12 protein-coding genes are annotated in these 14423 nt (G+C 64.8%); 7 read left to right on the top strand and 5 right to left on the bottom strand.

From position 1 onward, the window contains the following. The first annotated feature begins 220 nt into the window (after positions 1–220). From Q1A71_RS15200 to Q1A71_RS15180, 5 genes are read left to right on the top strand one after another with little or no spacing between them, the layout of a single operon-like run. Positions 221–1549, top strand: a complete 1329-nt coding sequence (locus Q1A71_RS15200) for an FAD-dependent oxidoreductase (RefSeq protein WP_299677907.1) — start codon at positions 221–223, stop codon at positions 1547–1549. Then, positions 1546–2304 carry a DUF1365 domain-containing protein gene (locus Q1A71_RS15195; RefSeq protein WP_299677904.1) on the top strand — a complete coding sequence of 253 codons (759 nt, stop codon included), beginning with the start codon at positions 1546–1548 and terminating at the stop codon, positions 2302–2304. Before Q1A71_RS15200 ends, Q1A71_RS15195 begins: the two co-directional genes overlap by 4 nt. Continuing rightward, on the top strand, positions 2301–3536 hold the full coding sequence (locus tag Q1A71_RS15190) for an MFS transporter (RefSeq protein WP_299677900.1): 1236 nt from the start codon (positions 2301–2303) through the stop codon (positions 3534–3536). The genes Q1A71_RS15195 and Q1A71_RS15190 overlap by 4 nt, the downstream gene beginning before the upstream one ends. A gap of 3 nt (positions 3537–3539) precedes the next feature. Continuing rightward, positions 3540–4103, top strand: a complete 564-nt coding sequence (locus Q1A71_RS15185) for a DUF3833 domain-containing protein (protein WP_299677897.1) — start codon at positions 3540–3542, stop codon at positions 4101–4103. After that, entirely contained in the window at positions 4100–4831 is a 732-nt protein-coding gene (locus tag Q1A71_RS15180; RefSeq protein ID WP_299677894.1) for an SDR family NAD(P)-dependent oxidoreductase, read from the top strand. Before Q1A71_RS15185 ends, Q1A71_RS15180 begins: the two co-directional genes overlap by 4 nt. Positions 4832–4892: 61 nt before the next feature. On the opposite strand, the gene Q1A71_RS15175 is transcribed toward Q1A71_RS15180, so the two are convergent. Genes Q1A71_RS15175 through Q1A71_RS15165 form a run of 3 tightly spaced genes read right to left on the bottom strand, consistent with a single transcriptional unit; the run spans position 4893 to position 7231 of the window. Next, the gene (locus Q1A71_RS15175) at positions 4893–5948 is read right to left on the bottom strand and encodes a saccharopine dehydrogenase (RefSeq protein ID WP_299677891.1); all 1056 of its coding nucleotides are present in this window, start codon (positions 5946–5948) and stop codon (positions 4893–4895) included. Then, positions 5948–6565 (bottom strand): glutathione S-transferase family protein, encoded by a 618-nt coding sequence (locus Q1A71_RS15170; RefSeq protein WP_299677888.1) that lies wholly within the window; start codon positions 6563–6565, stop codon positions 5948–5950. Before Q1A71_RS15170 ends, Q1A71_RS15175 begins: the two co-directional genes overlap by 1 nt. A 12-nt stretch (positions 6566–6577) precedes the next feature. Further along, the gene (locus Q1A71_RS15165; protein ID WP_299677885.1) at positions 6578–7231 is read right to left on the bottom strand and encodes a histidine phosphatase family protein; all 654 of its coding nucleotides are present in this window, start codon (positions 7229–7231) and stop codon (positions 6578–6580) included. A gap of 198 nt (positions 7232–7429) precedes the next feature. On the opposite strand from Q1A71_RS15165, the gene fdhF reads away from it, so the two are divergent. Beyond that, positions 7430–10195, top strand: coding sequence for a formate dehydrogenase subunit alpha (gene fdhF / locus Q1A71_RS15160; RefSeq protein WP_299677882.1), 2766 nt, complete (start codon positions 7430–7432; stop codon positions 10193–10195). Positions 10196–10255: 60 nt separating this feature from the next. Further along, a complete protein-coding gene (locus Q1A71_RS15155; protein WP_299677879.1) occupies positions 10256–11449 on the top strand; it encodes a Zn-dependent hydrolase in 1194 nt (397 codons plus the stop codon). Positions 11450–11748: 299 nt separating this feature from the next. On the opposite strand, the gene Q1A71_RS15150 is transcribed toward Q1A71_RS15155, so the two are convergent. Both Q1A71_RS15150 and Q1A71_RS15145 read right to left on the bottom strand, forming a co-directional pair. Continuing rightward, positions 11749–12450, bottom strand: a complete 702-nt coding sequence (locus tag Q1A71_RS15150; protein ID WP_299677876.1) for a response regulator transcription factor — start codon at positions 12448–12450, stop codon at positions 11749–11751. Continuing rightward, entirely contained in the window at positions 12447–14357 is a 1911-nt protein-coding gene (locus tag Q1A71_RS15145; protein ID WP_299677873.1) for a PAS-domain containing protein, read from the bottom strand. Before Q1A71_RS15145 ends, Q1A71_RS15150 begins: the two co-directional genes overlap by 4 nt. Positions 14358–14423 lie beyond the last annotated feature (66 nt).

Here is a 14423-nt window from a genome sequence, read left to right as displayed (position 1 = left end):
ACGTGTTCTGGTCCAGCCTTCATCATCGTCAACAACGGACCCGCCGCCGCGGAGGCGGCAGACTTTGGTTTCATGTGACTGTCAAGGCCCATCAACATGCCAGAGTTACGCCGCAGGTGCAAAATTGGATCAAAAAAACTTTGTTTTCGCGGCAATACATCCATTTTGAGGAGCAGGTCGTATACACGGCACACCACGAAGAATGATCGGACGGCCTTTTATGCCTTTTGAAGCCCTGACAGCAGGCACGTTTGCGCCTTTCCGCCAGCCCCGCGTATCCCAGAAGATTGCCGTGATCGGCGGAGGGATTTCTGGCATGGGCGCGGCCTTCATGCTGAGCAAGGACTACAATGTCACGCTCTTTGAGGCTGAACCGCGGCTTGGCGGGCATGCGCGCACCGTCATGGCGGGCAAGAACGGTGACCAGCCGGTCGACACCGGGTTCATCGTCTTCAACCACGCGAACTACCCTTATATGTCGGCGCTCTTTCGACAGCTCAATGTGCCGATCACCAAGTCGAACATGAGCTTCGGCGCCTCCATTGACGGCGGGCGCCTGGAATATGCGCTGACCTCGCTGGACGCGCTGTTCGCGCAACGCCGCAATATCGTCAGCCCTGCGTTCCTGGGCATGGTGCGGGACATCCTGAAATTCACAAAGCGGGCCGAAAGCGTGGCGCAGGATCGCAGCCTGAGCCTTGGCGACTTCCTCGAGGTTCTGGGCACGGGCAAGGCCTTCCGCGACCATTTCCTGCTGCCGTTCTCGGGCGCGATCTGGTCGACGCCTGTGGACAGGATCATGGATTTTCCGGCGCATGCGCTGATCCGGTTCTTCAAGAACCACGCGCTTCTTGGCGTTCATGGGCAGCATCAGTGGTACACCGTCGACGGCGGCTCGCAGCAGTATGTGAACCGTCTTGAGGCCGCTTTGAAGAACCAGGGCACGGACATCCGCCTGGGGGCCGCGGTGCAGGCGGTCATTCGCGGGCCCGAGAAGGTCGTTTTGCGGACCTGGGGCGGAGAGCCTGAGGTCTTCGACCATGTGGTGTTTGCAACGCATTCCGACGACAGCCTGGCGATGCTGGGCGATCCGACACCGGAGGAGAGCCGCGCGCTTGGGGCCATCGGGTACCAGCCCAACGACGTCGTGCTGCATGCCGACACCAGCCTGATGCCGAAGTCGCGCAAGACCTGGGCGAGCTGGGTCTACACCGAGGACAAGGATGCGCGGTCGGACCGGATCGACCTGACCTATTGGATGAACTCGCTGCAGCCCATTCCCATGGACGATCTGCATTTCGTGACGCTGAACACCAAGCGGACAATCCGCGAGGATTTGATCTATGACACGGTCACCCTGCGGCATCCGGTCTATGATCTGGCGGCATTGGAGGCCCAGACGGATGTGCAGAGGTTCAATGGCGCGCGCAACACCTGGTATTGTGGAGCCTGGATGAAGAACGGCTTTCACGAGGATGGTCTGTCGAGCGCGGTCGATGTGGTGCGCAGCCTGCGCGCGGTGGAACAGGGCCGGGTCGCTGCCGAATGACGGCCCGCGTCGATCATATCGCAGGCCAGACCTTTCATGGCCGCAAGGGATCGGTTGAGAACGCCTTTCGCTATTCGGTGGATTACATCCTGCTGGATGCGGAGGCCGAGGTGCGGGGCCCGCGGCTCTTTGCACGCAATGGTGCGGCGCTGACCTCGCTGCATGATGTGGACCATGGTGGCGCTCCCAAGGCCGGACGCGGCGCGCCCTGGGTGCGGGACGTGCTGGAGCAGCATCAGATCACGGGCGTGGCGCAGATCGAACTGCTCGCCCAGCCGCGCATGCTGGGGCATGTGTTCAACCCGGTGAGCTTCTGGCTGTGCCGCCGTGCGGATGGCGCGCTGATCACGGTGATTGCGGAGGTGAGCAACACCTTCGGGGACCGGCACAGCTATCTGTGTTATCATCGGGATCTGCGGCCCATCGCGCCGTCGGACACCTTGACCGCGACCAAGATTTTCCATGTCTCGCCGTTTCAGCCCGTCGAGGGCGGTTACAAGTTCCGCTTTGATATATCTGACGCCCGCATCGGCATCTGGATCGACTATGCGCGGGCGGAGGGGGGGCTGATCGCCACGCTCACCGGCAAGCGCCGCCCGCTCACCAACCTCGCCATCCTGCGGTCAGCGCTGTTCCGGCCGCTGGGCGCGCGGCGGGTGCTCGGGCTCATTCACTGGCAGGCGCTGAAGCTCTGGTGGAAGGGCGCACGATACCGCGCTCGCCCGCTGCCACCGAAGAAAGAGGTGTCGCGGTGACGCAAGCCTCCGAGCGTCTGCCGGCCTATTCTCTCTTCGCAGCCCTTCTCGCGGCGGCGGGTCTGCCGATCTATATTCACGCGCCGAAATTCTATGTGGATGAATACGGCGTGTCGCTGGCGGCCCTGGGGGCGGTGCTCTTCGGGTTGCGGCTGCTGGATGTGGTGCAGGATCCGCTTCTGGGCAAGCTGGCGGAGCGGGTGCGCGACCGCCGCGCGGGGGCGGTGGCGATCGGCTGTGCGGTGATCGGCGGTGCGATGGTGGCGCTCTTTGCGATCCCGCCACTGCTGCCGCCGCTGGTGTGGTTCGGGCTGACGCTGACGCTGGTGTTCTCGGCTTTCAGTTTTCTGACCATCAACTTCTATGCGCAGGGCGTGATGAAGGGGGCGGGACTGGCCGGCAAGGGGCATCTGCGGCTGGCGCGCTGGCGCGAGAGCGGGGCGCTCTTGGGCGTGTGCGTGGCTGCCGTGGCGCCGGTGGCCTTGGCCGCGGCCTTTGAGGCCCCCTTTGCCTGGTTCGCGCTGGGATTTGCCGGGCTTGCGGTGGGGGCCGCCTATGCCATGCGCAGCGAGTGGAGCACGGCGGGTCTGGCCGCCTCGACCGGGTTCGGCGTGGTGCTGCGGGACGGGCTGGCGCGGCGGCTCCTGCTGATCGCGCTGGTCAATGCAGCCCCCGTGGCGGTGAGCTCGACGCTGTTTTTGTTCTTCGTGGAAAGCAAGCTCGATGCGCCGGGCTATGAAGGGCCGCTCCTGCTGGTTTTCTTCCTGTCTGCCGCCGTGGCAGCGCCTTTCTGGGGGGCCATGGCCGAGCGGTTCGGACCCAAGCGGGTGCTGATCGTGGCGATGGTGCTGGCCATTTGCGCCTTTGGCCTGACCCTGACGCTGGGGCCTGGCGACTGGGCGCTCTTCGCGCTGATCTGCGTCGCCTCCGGCGCGACACTTGGAGCGGATCTGACGCTTCTGCCGGCGATCTTTGCTGACCGAATGGCGCGCATTTCGCCCTCGGCAGCGGAGGGGTTTGGCCTGTGGTCCTTCGTGTCGAAGCTGACGCTGGCCTTTGCCGCGGTGACATTGCTGCCGGTGCTGGAGCGCGCCGGATTTCAGAGCGGCGGCGCGTCGGAGAATACGCCCGAGACGCTGGCGCTGCTGGCGCTGCTTTACGCGGGCGTGCCCTGTGTTTTGAAGGTCGTGGCGATTGCGCTGCTGGCCGTGACCGACTTGAGCGAGGTGTGAGCGATGACGGCTTGGATGTATGTGATCACCGGTGCGCTGTTGGCCCTTCTGGTGTTCGTGATCAGTCGGCGGATGATGGGGTTCACCGCGCAGAAGCCCGAGGACTACGAAGACGGTACACCTGACTTCGACATCCGCAAGCACCTCAATGGACCGATGCTCTGTGAAGGTGTGATTTATGGACCGACCGGGCGGGTCAGCAGCCGGTTCGTTGCCGATTTCGACTGTGCCTGGGAGGGGGACCGCGGGTCCATGAAGGAGCATTTCGTCTATGACGACGGCAGCACCCAGCAGCGGGAGTGGCATCTGCAGCTGCATGACAGCGGTGCGATCAAGGCCACGGCGGAGGATGTCGTGGGGCAGGGATCGGGGCGGCAGACCGGGCCGACGGTGCTGTTGAACTATCGCATTCGGCTGCCGGAAGGATCCGGCGGGCATGTGCTCGACACGGTGGACTGGATGTATCTGACGCCCAATGGCACGATCATGAATCGCTCGCAGTTCCGCAAGTTCGGGATCAAGGTGGCGGAGCTGGTGGCGACGATGCGGCCCAAGGATGCTGCATGAGGGACTGGTCCGGCAAACGCTATTGGCTCGTCGGTGCAGGAGACGGGCTGGGTGCGGCGCTGGCCCGGCGGCTGAGTGCTGCGGGTGCGCATGTGATTGTCTCGGCCCGGTCGGAGGACAAGCTGCAAGCGCTTGTGGCGGACCTGCCCTCCGAAGGCAGCTATCAGATTGTGGACGTGTCGGATGACGACAGTGTCGCGCAGGCGGCGGAGGCGGTCGGGCCTGTCGACGGGGTCGTGTTCCTGGCCGGGGTCTATTGGCCGTTCGGCGCGCAGGAATGGCATGCGGCGCAGGCCACGGCCATGGCCGACATCAATTTCACCGGGCTGGTGCGGGTGATGGGGGCGGTGGTGCCCGGCATGGTGCGGCGGGACGCGGGCCATATCGTGATCACCGGGTCCCTGAGCGGGTTCCGCGGGTTGCCCGGGTCGATCGGCTATACGGCGTCGAAGGCGGGCACGATGTCTCTGGCGGAGTGCATGTATGCGGATCTGCGGGAGACGGGGGTGCAGGTGCAGGTTGCGAACCCCGGGTTCATCAAGACGCAGCTCACCGACAAGAACGACTTCAAGATGCCGTTCCTGATGACACCTGAGGACGCGGCGGAGCATATGTTTCGTCAGATGAATGGCCGCAAGTTCAAGGTGAGCTTTCCGTGGCTCTTTTCGCTGGTGTTCCGGGGCAGCCAGCTTTTGCCGGATTGGCTTTATTTTCGGATTTTCTCCTGAGGTTTGGCGGCTGGATCCGCCTCCGGCGGGAGTATTTTGCGAAGAATGAAGCGGGCGATGGTCAGAGCCGGGCGACGTGATCGCGGAAGGTCTGTGCGGCCCGGGTCCAGACGGGGGCGTCTGCGGCTTTGAGCTGCATGAGGGAGGGCAGCAGCTGTTCGGCATAGTCCTCGCTGCTCTCCAGCGGCAGCATGGAGGGCAGGTTGTCGATGGCCGTGACGTCGAGCACGGGGTCGTCGTGGACCCGCAGGGCCGGAGCGTCCCAGCTGGTGGTGCGGTCGTAGAGTTTGATGGGGGAGAAATCGCTGTCGGGGTCGCAGGCGATGTCGCCGATGACGCTCAGTTGGCGGGGGCGTGTGGTGGCGTCAGCGGGGACAAAGACGGGCGTGCCGGGGCGGGCGAGGATGCAGTTGAAGAAAAGATCGTGCGCGAGCACCTCGGGAAAGGGGCCGCCTGAGGCGGTTTCCGTCATGTCCCATTTGGTTGTCGCGACGCCCATGGCGGTGCAGAGGTCTGCGGCCCCCGTGCCCACGCGGCCCAGCGCGCCGATGATGAGCGCATTGGGGCGGTGGCTGCCGGTGGCCACAAGCTCGGCCTGAAGTTCGGTCAGCAGGTGGGTGGAGCTGTCGTAGCTGCCGATGGGGCCTGCGCGGGTGCCGCGCCGCTGGGCGGACCAGCATTTCAGGGCCACGGCGGCGCCCGCATAGCCCGCCCAGTAGCCGAAGGCGGCGACGCGGCGGCCGGTGTCGTCCGTGAGATATTCCAGATCGAGCAGCGTGCCGCCGCCCGCCTTGAAGCGGTGCAACAGGCGCAGGCCGGCAGGCTGGCCCTTGAAGGCGTGGCCGAACATGATGTGCCGGTGCGGCAGCGGTGTGCCATCGTCGGGCAGTTCTTTCAGGCCGAAGATGATCGCGTCGCGCGGGGCGTTGGGCCAGCTTTGGCTCGGCACCATGGCGCAACCGGCGTCGGCGTAGGCCTGGTCGGGGATGGCGCGGTTGGGGGAGGCTTCGACGCTGACCTCAATGCCTGATGCCATAAGCGCGGCGGCACCTTTCGGCGTGAGCCCGACGCGGGTCTCATTGTCGCGGTGTTCGGCGCGCAGCCAGAGGTGCGGCATCAGAGCATGCCTTTGGTTTTGACCGTCTGCACCGAGGGCCGCGCCTCCATGCGCTCAAGATAGGCGGCGACCTCCGGAAAGTCGGAAAGAGAGACCTCGTCGCGTTCGAGCCAGCTGCAGAGCATGTAGGAATAGGGGTCGGCGATGGAGAACTCGTCGCCCAGCACGTAGTCGCCCTCAAGGCAATCGCTCACGAAGTAGCGGGCGTTTTCTGCCATGTTTTCAGGCGTTTTTGCGATCATGTCATTGAGGCTCGATTTCTTGGTCGCCCAGCGGTCGCCGCGGCGCATATGCGCGTGGTTGACGTGCATGGTGGTGCCGAGGAAGTACATGACGCTGCGCATCTGGGCCGCGCGTTCCGGATCGCTCGGGGCCAGATTTGCGCCGGGGGCGAGGGCGGCGATGTAGTCGAGCAGCGCGCCGGTCTCGGTGAGCACCGTGCCGCTGTCGGTCTCCAGCGTCGGCACGCGGCCTTTGGGGTTGAGCGCGAGGTAGGTATCGCCCTTCTGCTCGCCCGCGCCGAAGTCGACCGGCACCGCCTCATAGGGCAGGCCCGCCTCTTCCAGCGTAATGGCAACGGCGATGGAGATGGTGCGGGGGGCGTAGTGCAGGCGCATGGGCGGGTCCTTTCACACGTGGGTCTGGGCGTAGTGCCGGTCGGGTGCTTCGAGGTGCGGGATGGCGTTGAACATCGTGGGCGAAAGGGTTCCGCCGATGGGGAAGAGCCGGTGCTGCGAGGTGTTGTAGATCGCCAGCGCCATCTGCGCCATGGCGGTGATGTCGAGGCGCAGGACCTGCCGCATGGCCATGGAGATGAGCCCGCCGGAGGTCACCACCAGCGCGGGGCCGTCGCCTTCGGCAATCTCGGTGAGCGCGGCGCTGACGCGGGCCTCGAAGTCGGCGAAACGCTCCGGCGCGCCGTCGATCTTGTCGTCCTGCCAGTACTGGAAGACCTGTGGCAGATGCGTGGTGAAACTGGCGTTGTCGGTGGGAAAGGGGATGCCGTGTTCGGCCTCCAGCGCACGGGCGAGGGTGAGGTATTCGAGTTCGTTAAGGCGCGCATCGCGGACGGGCTCGAGGCCAATGTCCATCGAGGCGGCAGTTTCCACGTGGCGTTTCAGCGTGCCGGTATAGAGCCGCGCGTGGTGCTGGCCGCGCTCGCGCAGGTGGGCGCCGAGCCAGGCGGATTGCTGGTGGCCCAGGCTGCTGAGCTTGTCGTAGCTGGCCTCGTCCTGAGCACCGGAGTTGGCCTGGCCGTGGCGTATGAGGGTGATGTGGGACATCCGCTCTTCTTAGGCGAGCCATGGCGCGGTGGAAAGGGTGGACCCTGCGGGGCGAGTATTTTCGGAAGAATGAAGGAACGGCTGTTCTCTATCGGAAACGCGGGTGGCGTGAATCTCATGCGAGTGGTCGGGATTGGGGCTACGGTGGTGGATGTGCTACCCTTATAGTCGGGCGGAGGTTTCCGGGAGGGCGGTGCGATGAGCGGCAAGATCACGTTTACACTGGACGGTCAGCAGGTTGAGGCCGACGCAGGCCTGACCATTTGGGAGGTTGCCAATGGCCGTGGGCTGGTGATCCCGCATCTGTGTCATAAGCCAGCACCGGGGTACCGGCCCGATGGGAACTGCCGCGCCTGTATGGTGGAGATCGACGGCGAGCGCACGCTTGCGGCCTCCTGCATCCGGGAGCCCTCTGAGGGGATGGTTGTGACAACCAATTCCGCGCGCGCCGAGGGTGCGCGGAAGATGGTGGTCGAGATGCTGCTGGCCGATCAGCCGGAGCAAGAGGTGGCGCACGACAAGTCCAGCCATCTGTGGGAGATGGCGGAGTTGAATGGCGTCAGCGAGAGCCGCTTTCCGAAGCTGGAAGAGGGGCGCATTCCGCTGCTCGACGACAGCCATGTGGCGATGAGCGTGAACCTGGATGCCTGCATTCAATGTGGGCTTTGTGTGCGGGCCTGCCGTGAGGTGCAGGTGAACGATGTGATCGGCATGGCGGGGCGCGGGCATGACAGCTATCCGACCTTCGATATGGCCGATCCGATGGGCGAGAGCACCTGTGTGGCGTGTGGCGAATGTGTGCAGGCCTGTCCGACCGGGGCGCTGATGCCGTCGACGGTTGTGGATGAGAACCAGGTGGGCGACAGCGCGGATTTTGACCAGGAGGTCGAAAGCATTTGCCCCTTCTGTGGGGTGGGCTGTCAGGTCTCGCTCAAGGTGAAGGACAACAAGGTCAAATATGTCGAAGGGATCAACGGCCCGGCGAACGAGGGGCGGTTGTGCGTGAAGGGGCGCTTTGGGTTCGACTATATCCACCACGACCATCGCCTGACCAAGCCGCTGATCCGGCGCGAGGACGCGCCTGCCAAGGGGTTGAACGTGAATCCGGGCAATTGGCAAACCCACTTCCGCGAGGCCAGCTGGGAGGAGGCGCTGGATTTTGCGGCTGCGGGTATGAAGGGCCGCGGGCGCGAGATTGCGGGCTTTGGCTCGGCCAAATGCACCAATGAGGAAGCCTATCTCTTCCAGAAGCTGATCCGGCAGGGCTTTGGCCACAACAACGTGGATCACTGCACGCGCCTCTGCCATGCGTCGTCGGTCGCCGCGCTGATGGAGAATGTGGGCTCGGGCGCCGTGACCGCGACCTTCAATGAAATCGAGAATGCGGATGTGGCGATCGTGATCGGGGCCAACCCGATCGAGAACCATCCCGTCGCCGCGACCTTCTTCAAACAGTTCGCCAAGCGCGGTGGCAAGCTCATTGTGATGGACCCGCGCGGGCAGGCGCTGAAGCGGTTCGCGTCGCATATGCTGCAATTCCGGCCCGGCGCGGATGTGTCGATGCTGAACGCGATCATGCATGTGATCGTCGAGGAAGAGCTTTACGACCAGCAGTACATCGAGGCCTATACCGAAAACTGGGAGGCCGAGAAGGCGCATCTGGCGGATTTCTCGCCCGAGGCGATGGCGCCGATTTGCGGCATTGAACCGGAAGTGCTGCGCGATGTGGCGCGGACCTTCGCAGGCGCCAAGGCCGCGATGATTTTCTGGGGTATGGGTGTGTCGCAGCACATCCATGGCACGGATAATTCCCGGTGCCTGATTTCACTGGCGCTGATGACCGGGCAGGTGGGGCGGCCGGGGTCCGGTTTGCACCCGCTGCGCGGTCAGAACAACGTGCAGGGCGCGTCTGATGCGGGACTGATCCCGATGTTCTTGCCGGATTACCAGCCGGTGACGGACGACGGTGTGCGCTCGGCCTTCACCAAGGTCTGGGGCACGGCGGATTTCTCGAATGAACGCGGGTTGACCGTGACCGAGATCATGGACGCGGTGCATGAGGGCAAGATCAAAGGCATGTATGTGCTGGGCGAAAATCCGGCCATGTCGGACCCCGATTTAGAGCATGCGCGCAGCGCGCTGGCCAAGCTCGATCATCTGGTGGTGCAGGACATCTTCCTGACCGAGACGGCGAATTATGCGGATGTGATCCTGCCGGCCAGCGCCTTTGCCGAGAAGACGGGCACCGTGACAAACACCAACCGGCAGGTGCAGATGGGGCGGCCTGCGGTGTCGCCTCCCGGTGACGCGCGGGAGGACTGGTGGATCGAGGTGGAACTGGCCAAGCGGCTGGGTCTGCCATGGGACTATGAAAGCCCGGCGGATGTCTTTGCCGAGATGACGCAGAATATGCGCAGCCTCGACAACATCACCTGGGATCGTCTGGTGGGTGAGAATGCGGTGACCTACCCGTCGCTGAGCCCGGAGGACCCGGGGCAGGCGATTGTGTTTGGCGATGGCTTCCCGCGCCCCGAGGGCCGCGCGCGCTTTACGCCAGCCAGCGTGATTGCGCCCGACGATGTGCCCGATGAAGACTATCCCATGATCCTGACCACAGGGCGGCAGTTGGAACACTGGCACACCGGGTCGATGACCCGCCGCTCGGCGGTGCTGGATGGGCTGGAGCCCGAGGCGAATTGCTCGCTGCACCCCTCCACCCTGCGCAAACTTGGCGTGGCACCGGGCGAGCACGTGGTGCTGACGACCAAGCGCGGCAGTATCTCGATCATGGCACGGGAAGATCGCGCAGTGGCCCCGGATATGGTCTTTGTGCCTTTCGCCTATGTGGAGGCGGCGGCGAACATCCTGACAAACCCGGCCATTGACCCCTTCGGCAAGATCCCGGAGTTCAAATTCTCTGCCGTGCGTGTAGAGAAAGCCGAAGGCGCTGTCGCAGCTGAGTGATCTTCTCTTTGTCGGCAGCGGGGCGTAGGGTCTGACGGACCGACGAAGGAGGGTGCGCGCGTGGTTGATCCCGATCGTTTTCTGGCTGATTTGCATGAGTTGCGCGGCTTTGGCGCTGCGGATGTGGGCAAGGGTGTGGTGCGGCCCGCCTATTCCGAGGCCGACATTGCGGCGCGCCGGTGGTTGGCGGGTCGGATGGAAAACGCCGGGCTGCAGGTCGAGGTGGACCCGATGGGCAATGTCTTTGGCCTCGCCGAGGGCACATCGCTCCTGATGGGTTCGCACAGTGACAGCCAGCCGGAGGGCGGCTGGCTCGACGGTGCGCTTGGGGTGGTTGCGGCGCTGGAGGTGGCGCGCGCAAGCCAGGCGACGGGTGGGCCGCCCGTATCGGTGGTGTCCTTTCAGGATGAGGAAGGGCGGTTCGGCGTGACCACCGGGTCGACTGTGTGGTCGGGGCTTTTGTCGATGGAGAAGGCCGATACGCTGAGTGATCATGCCGGCGTGACGCTGGCCGAGGCGCGGGCGGCGATGGCCGATATGGTCACGGGCCAAGTGGATCCGACGCAGTTTTCCGGGTTCATGGAGATGCACATCGAGCAGGGCCCGACGCTTGATGCGACGCATGAGCAGATCGGGGTGGTGACCGATATCGTCGGTATTCGCGACATGAAGATCACCTTCGAGGGCCAGCAGAACCATGCGGGCACGACGCCGATGCACCTGCGGCGGGATGCGTTCCAGGCGGTGTCGGCCTTCAATGCGCTGCTGGAGGAGCGGTTGCGCAACGTGGTCACACCGCAGACGGTGTGGACGATCGGGCATGTGAGTCTGCACCCCAATGCGTCCTCCATCGTGCCGGGGCGGGCGGTGTTTTCGATGCAGTGGCGCGATGCGGATGTGGATCGCTTGACGCGGATGGAGAGGATCATCCGCGGGACGGCGCAGGAGGTGGCGGCGCAGCGCGGGATGCAGCTCTCCTACGGGCCGATGCTGGGGTTGGAGCCGGTGCATATGGATGCGGGGCTGCAGGAGGCCTTGTGCCGTGCGGCGCGGGTGCATGCACCGGAGACCTGGCGCAAGATGCCATCGGGGGCCTTGCATGATGCGACGAATGTCTCGCGGTTGATGCCGGTGGCGATGCTGTTCGTGCCGTCGATTGGCGGGGTGAGCCATACCTTCGAGGAAGATACCGACGAGGACGACTTGGTGGTCGGGCTGAAAGTGCTGGCCGATGCGGTGGCCTCGCTGGCCTAGGGTGGCCTGAAAGCCCACCCTACCTGTCTGTTCGGATGTCTCGCCATGTGGCGATGTCTTCGAGACGTGCCCAAGGAGCGCCATGGCCCATAGGTGGCTGAAACAGTGAGGTCCTCGATACGCCTGTTATCTGTGTGACACCGGTTGGGATGTCGCGCCCGGCGGGCAGCGCCGGGCAGCGCCCGAGCCCCTTCGATGGGGGCGAGGGCGCTCCCTTCTCCAAGGTCAGGGTGCAGTTTTCGTGCGAGGAGGTGGGCATGGAGACCTTCCATTGAAGGTTCCCGATCGCATGAAACGCCTCACTGCCAGGTGACGTCACCCAGAAAGATGTAGCCCGCACCGTAGATCGTCTTGATCAACCGGGGGTTCTTCGGGTCTTCGCGCAGCTTGGTGCGCAGCCGGGAGATCCGCACATCCATCGCCCGGTCAAAGCTTTCGCTGGCCGCGCCGCCCAAATGATCCTGCATCTGCGCGCGGCTGATCAGACGCTTTGGATTTTCCAGAAACAGCCGCAGCACCTCGCCTTCGGCATGCGAAAACGGGGTCTGGGCACCGCCCGCGTCTTCCAGCATGTACTGGTCGAACAGCACCTGCCATCCGTTGAAGCGCGCCGTCTGTCCGGTCGCCGCCGCAGATCTGGTCGTGCGCAGGCGGGCGCGGATGCGCGCGACGACCTCCGCCGGATCGAAGGGCTTGATGATATAGTCGTCGGCTCCGAGCTCCAGCCCCGTGACCTTGTCCTGCACAAGCGCGCGGCCCGAGATGATGATCACGATGGCGCCCTGCTCCAGCGCCAGCTTGTGCACCAGCGTCAGCCCATCCGTATCGGGCAGCGACAGATCGACGAGACAGACATCGGGCTGATGCTGGGCCAGCGCGGCGGTGAAGGCCTGGGCGCGCGCGAAGCTGAGCGTGCGGAAGCCCGCGTCCTCCAGCGCGTCGGTCAGCATGGAGCGGATGGCAGGTTCGTCGTCCAGAATGGTGACAAGAGGGGCGGTCATGAGGCGATGGCTTTTGCAGGATGGGTGAGGAGCGCGTCGAGCGTGTCTGCGCCGAAGGGCTTCTGGAGCAAGGGTGCCGCTTTCTGTGCACTCTGGAAGAGCGGATCATCGGGGGGCAGGGAGGTCATCAGAACAACCGGCACAACGCCCGTGAGACGCTCGGCAAGGTCGATTCCCGTGGCCTCACCGGCCAGCTGGATATCCGACAGAACCAGCGAAATCTCGGGGAGATCGGCCATCAGGGCGCTGGCCTCGTCGGCGCTGGCCGCCTCGATCACGGAGTGGTTCAGCCCGGTCAGCATGTCGCGGTAGAGCGCGCGCAAATCGTCGCGGTCTTCCACCAGCAAGACGAGCGCCTGTTCGGTCAGGGCGGCAGGTCGGTAGGGCAGTCGCAGCACCACGCGCGCGCCCTGCCCGGTGTTCTCCAGCCGCAAGTCGCCGCCCGCGAGCTTGGTCATGTCATAGACCATGGGCAGTCCGAGACCGGAGCCCTCGGCGCCCTTGGTTGTGAAAAAGGGGTCAAAGCCGTGGCTCAATGCGCGGTCGGAAAATCCGGGGCCGGTATCGCTCACCTGCCATTCGATCCAGGTGTTGTGCACGATGCGCTGGGTCACCCGGATACGGCCGGTTGCGCCACAGGCGTCACGGGCGTTCAGAATGAGGTTCAGGAGGCTGTCGGTCGCCATGCCGGCGTCCAGCATGATCGTCTGGTTCGGGGCGGTGCTGTCGATCTCCAGCGTCACGCCCGCGGGCAATGTGTGGTCGGCCAGCGTGCGCAGGTTGTCCATCAGGTGCCGCAGGTCCGTCGCCCTCGGACGCAGGGTCCGGTCTGCGGTCATGCCCGCAATGCTGCTGAGCAAGGTGCCGCCCCGGCGCGCGGCCGCCAGCGTGCCACCTGCCATCTCACGCACGTCCGGCGGCAGGCCGTCTTGGCGCAGAAGCTTCGATTGCAGCCCCAGAATGATGGTCAGCAGGTTCGAGAAGTCATGAGTGAGGCCAGAGGTGATCTGCGCGGCGAGCGCACGGCGGCGCGTCTGCTGCAGCGCGACGCGGGCCTGCATCTCGGCGGTGACGTCCATCGACAGGATGTAGACGCCGCCGCGCGTATCCGGCGTGAAGGCCGCGCGGATGCGCCGGGCGCTGGCATCATCGGTGAACTCGAAAACGGAGGGCTGCCCGTCGTAGGCCGTGCTCAGATGTGGCGCAACCCGGTTGTAGGCAGAGGCGCCAAGCGCGTCGCTGATGTGCATGCCGGAGATGTCGGAGGGCCGCCCCGGCATCACGCTGCTGAGCTGGCGGTTGGAATAGGTGTAGTGGCCGGAGGCATCCACATGGGCGATATGCGCGGGCATCATCTCGGTCGTCAGGCGGGTGCGCGCCTCGATCTCGGTCAGCTCGCGCTTGGCCTCCTGCAGGGCGGCGTTCATCGCCGCCAGCGCGCGGTTGGTGCTGGAGAGTTCCTCGGCATAGGTGTTGAGCTGGTCCGACAGCTCCTCCGAGCGGCTTTGCAGCAGCGCTTCCTGCTGCTTGGTGCGCGTGATGTCGGTGTAGACCGTAACCCAACCGCCCTGCGGCAGTGGCGCGCCCTCGACGCTGATGATGCGCCCGTTGGAGCGCGTGCGCTCCATGTAATGCGGCTCGAACGCGCGGGCCTGCTCGACCCGCTCGGTCACGAAAGCGTCGACGTCGGCCACTTCGCCGTATTCACCGCGGTTCACCAGATGGCGGATGGTGTCTTCGAAGGTGGCGCCGGGGGTGACCAGCGCGTCCGGCAGATCGAACATGCGCTGGAACGGGCCGTTGCAGACCGCCAGCCGCAGATCGGAATCGTAGATCGTGAGCGATTGGCCGATCAGGTTGAGCCCGGCGGCCATCAGCTCCTGTCGTCTGCTGTCTGTAACGGCCACGTCCCCTCCCCTGCCGGATGCTGCGCCGCGCGATCCTATCATGGAATCGGGTGAGGAAAATCTGCA

Source organism: uncultured Roseobacter sp. (assembly GCF_947493125.1).
Classification (GTDB): Bacteria; Pseudomonadota; Alphaproteobacteria; order Rhodobacterales; family Rhodobacteraceae; genus Roseobacter.
Note: the sequence above shows the minus strand (reverse complement) of the source record. Positions and strands in the feature narration are given on the sequence as shown.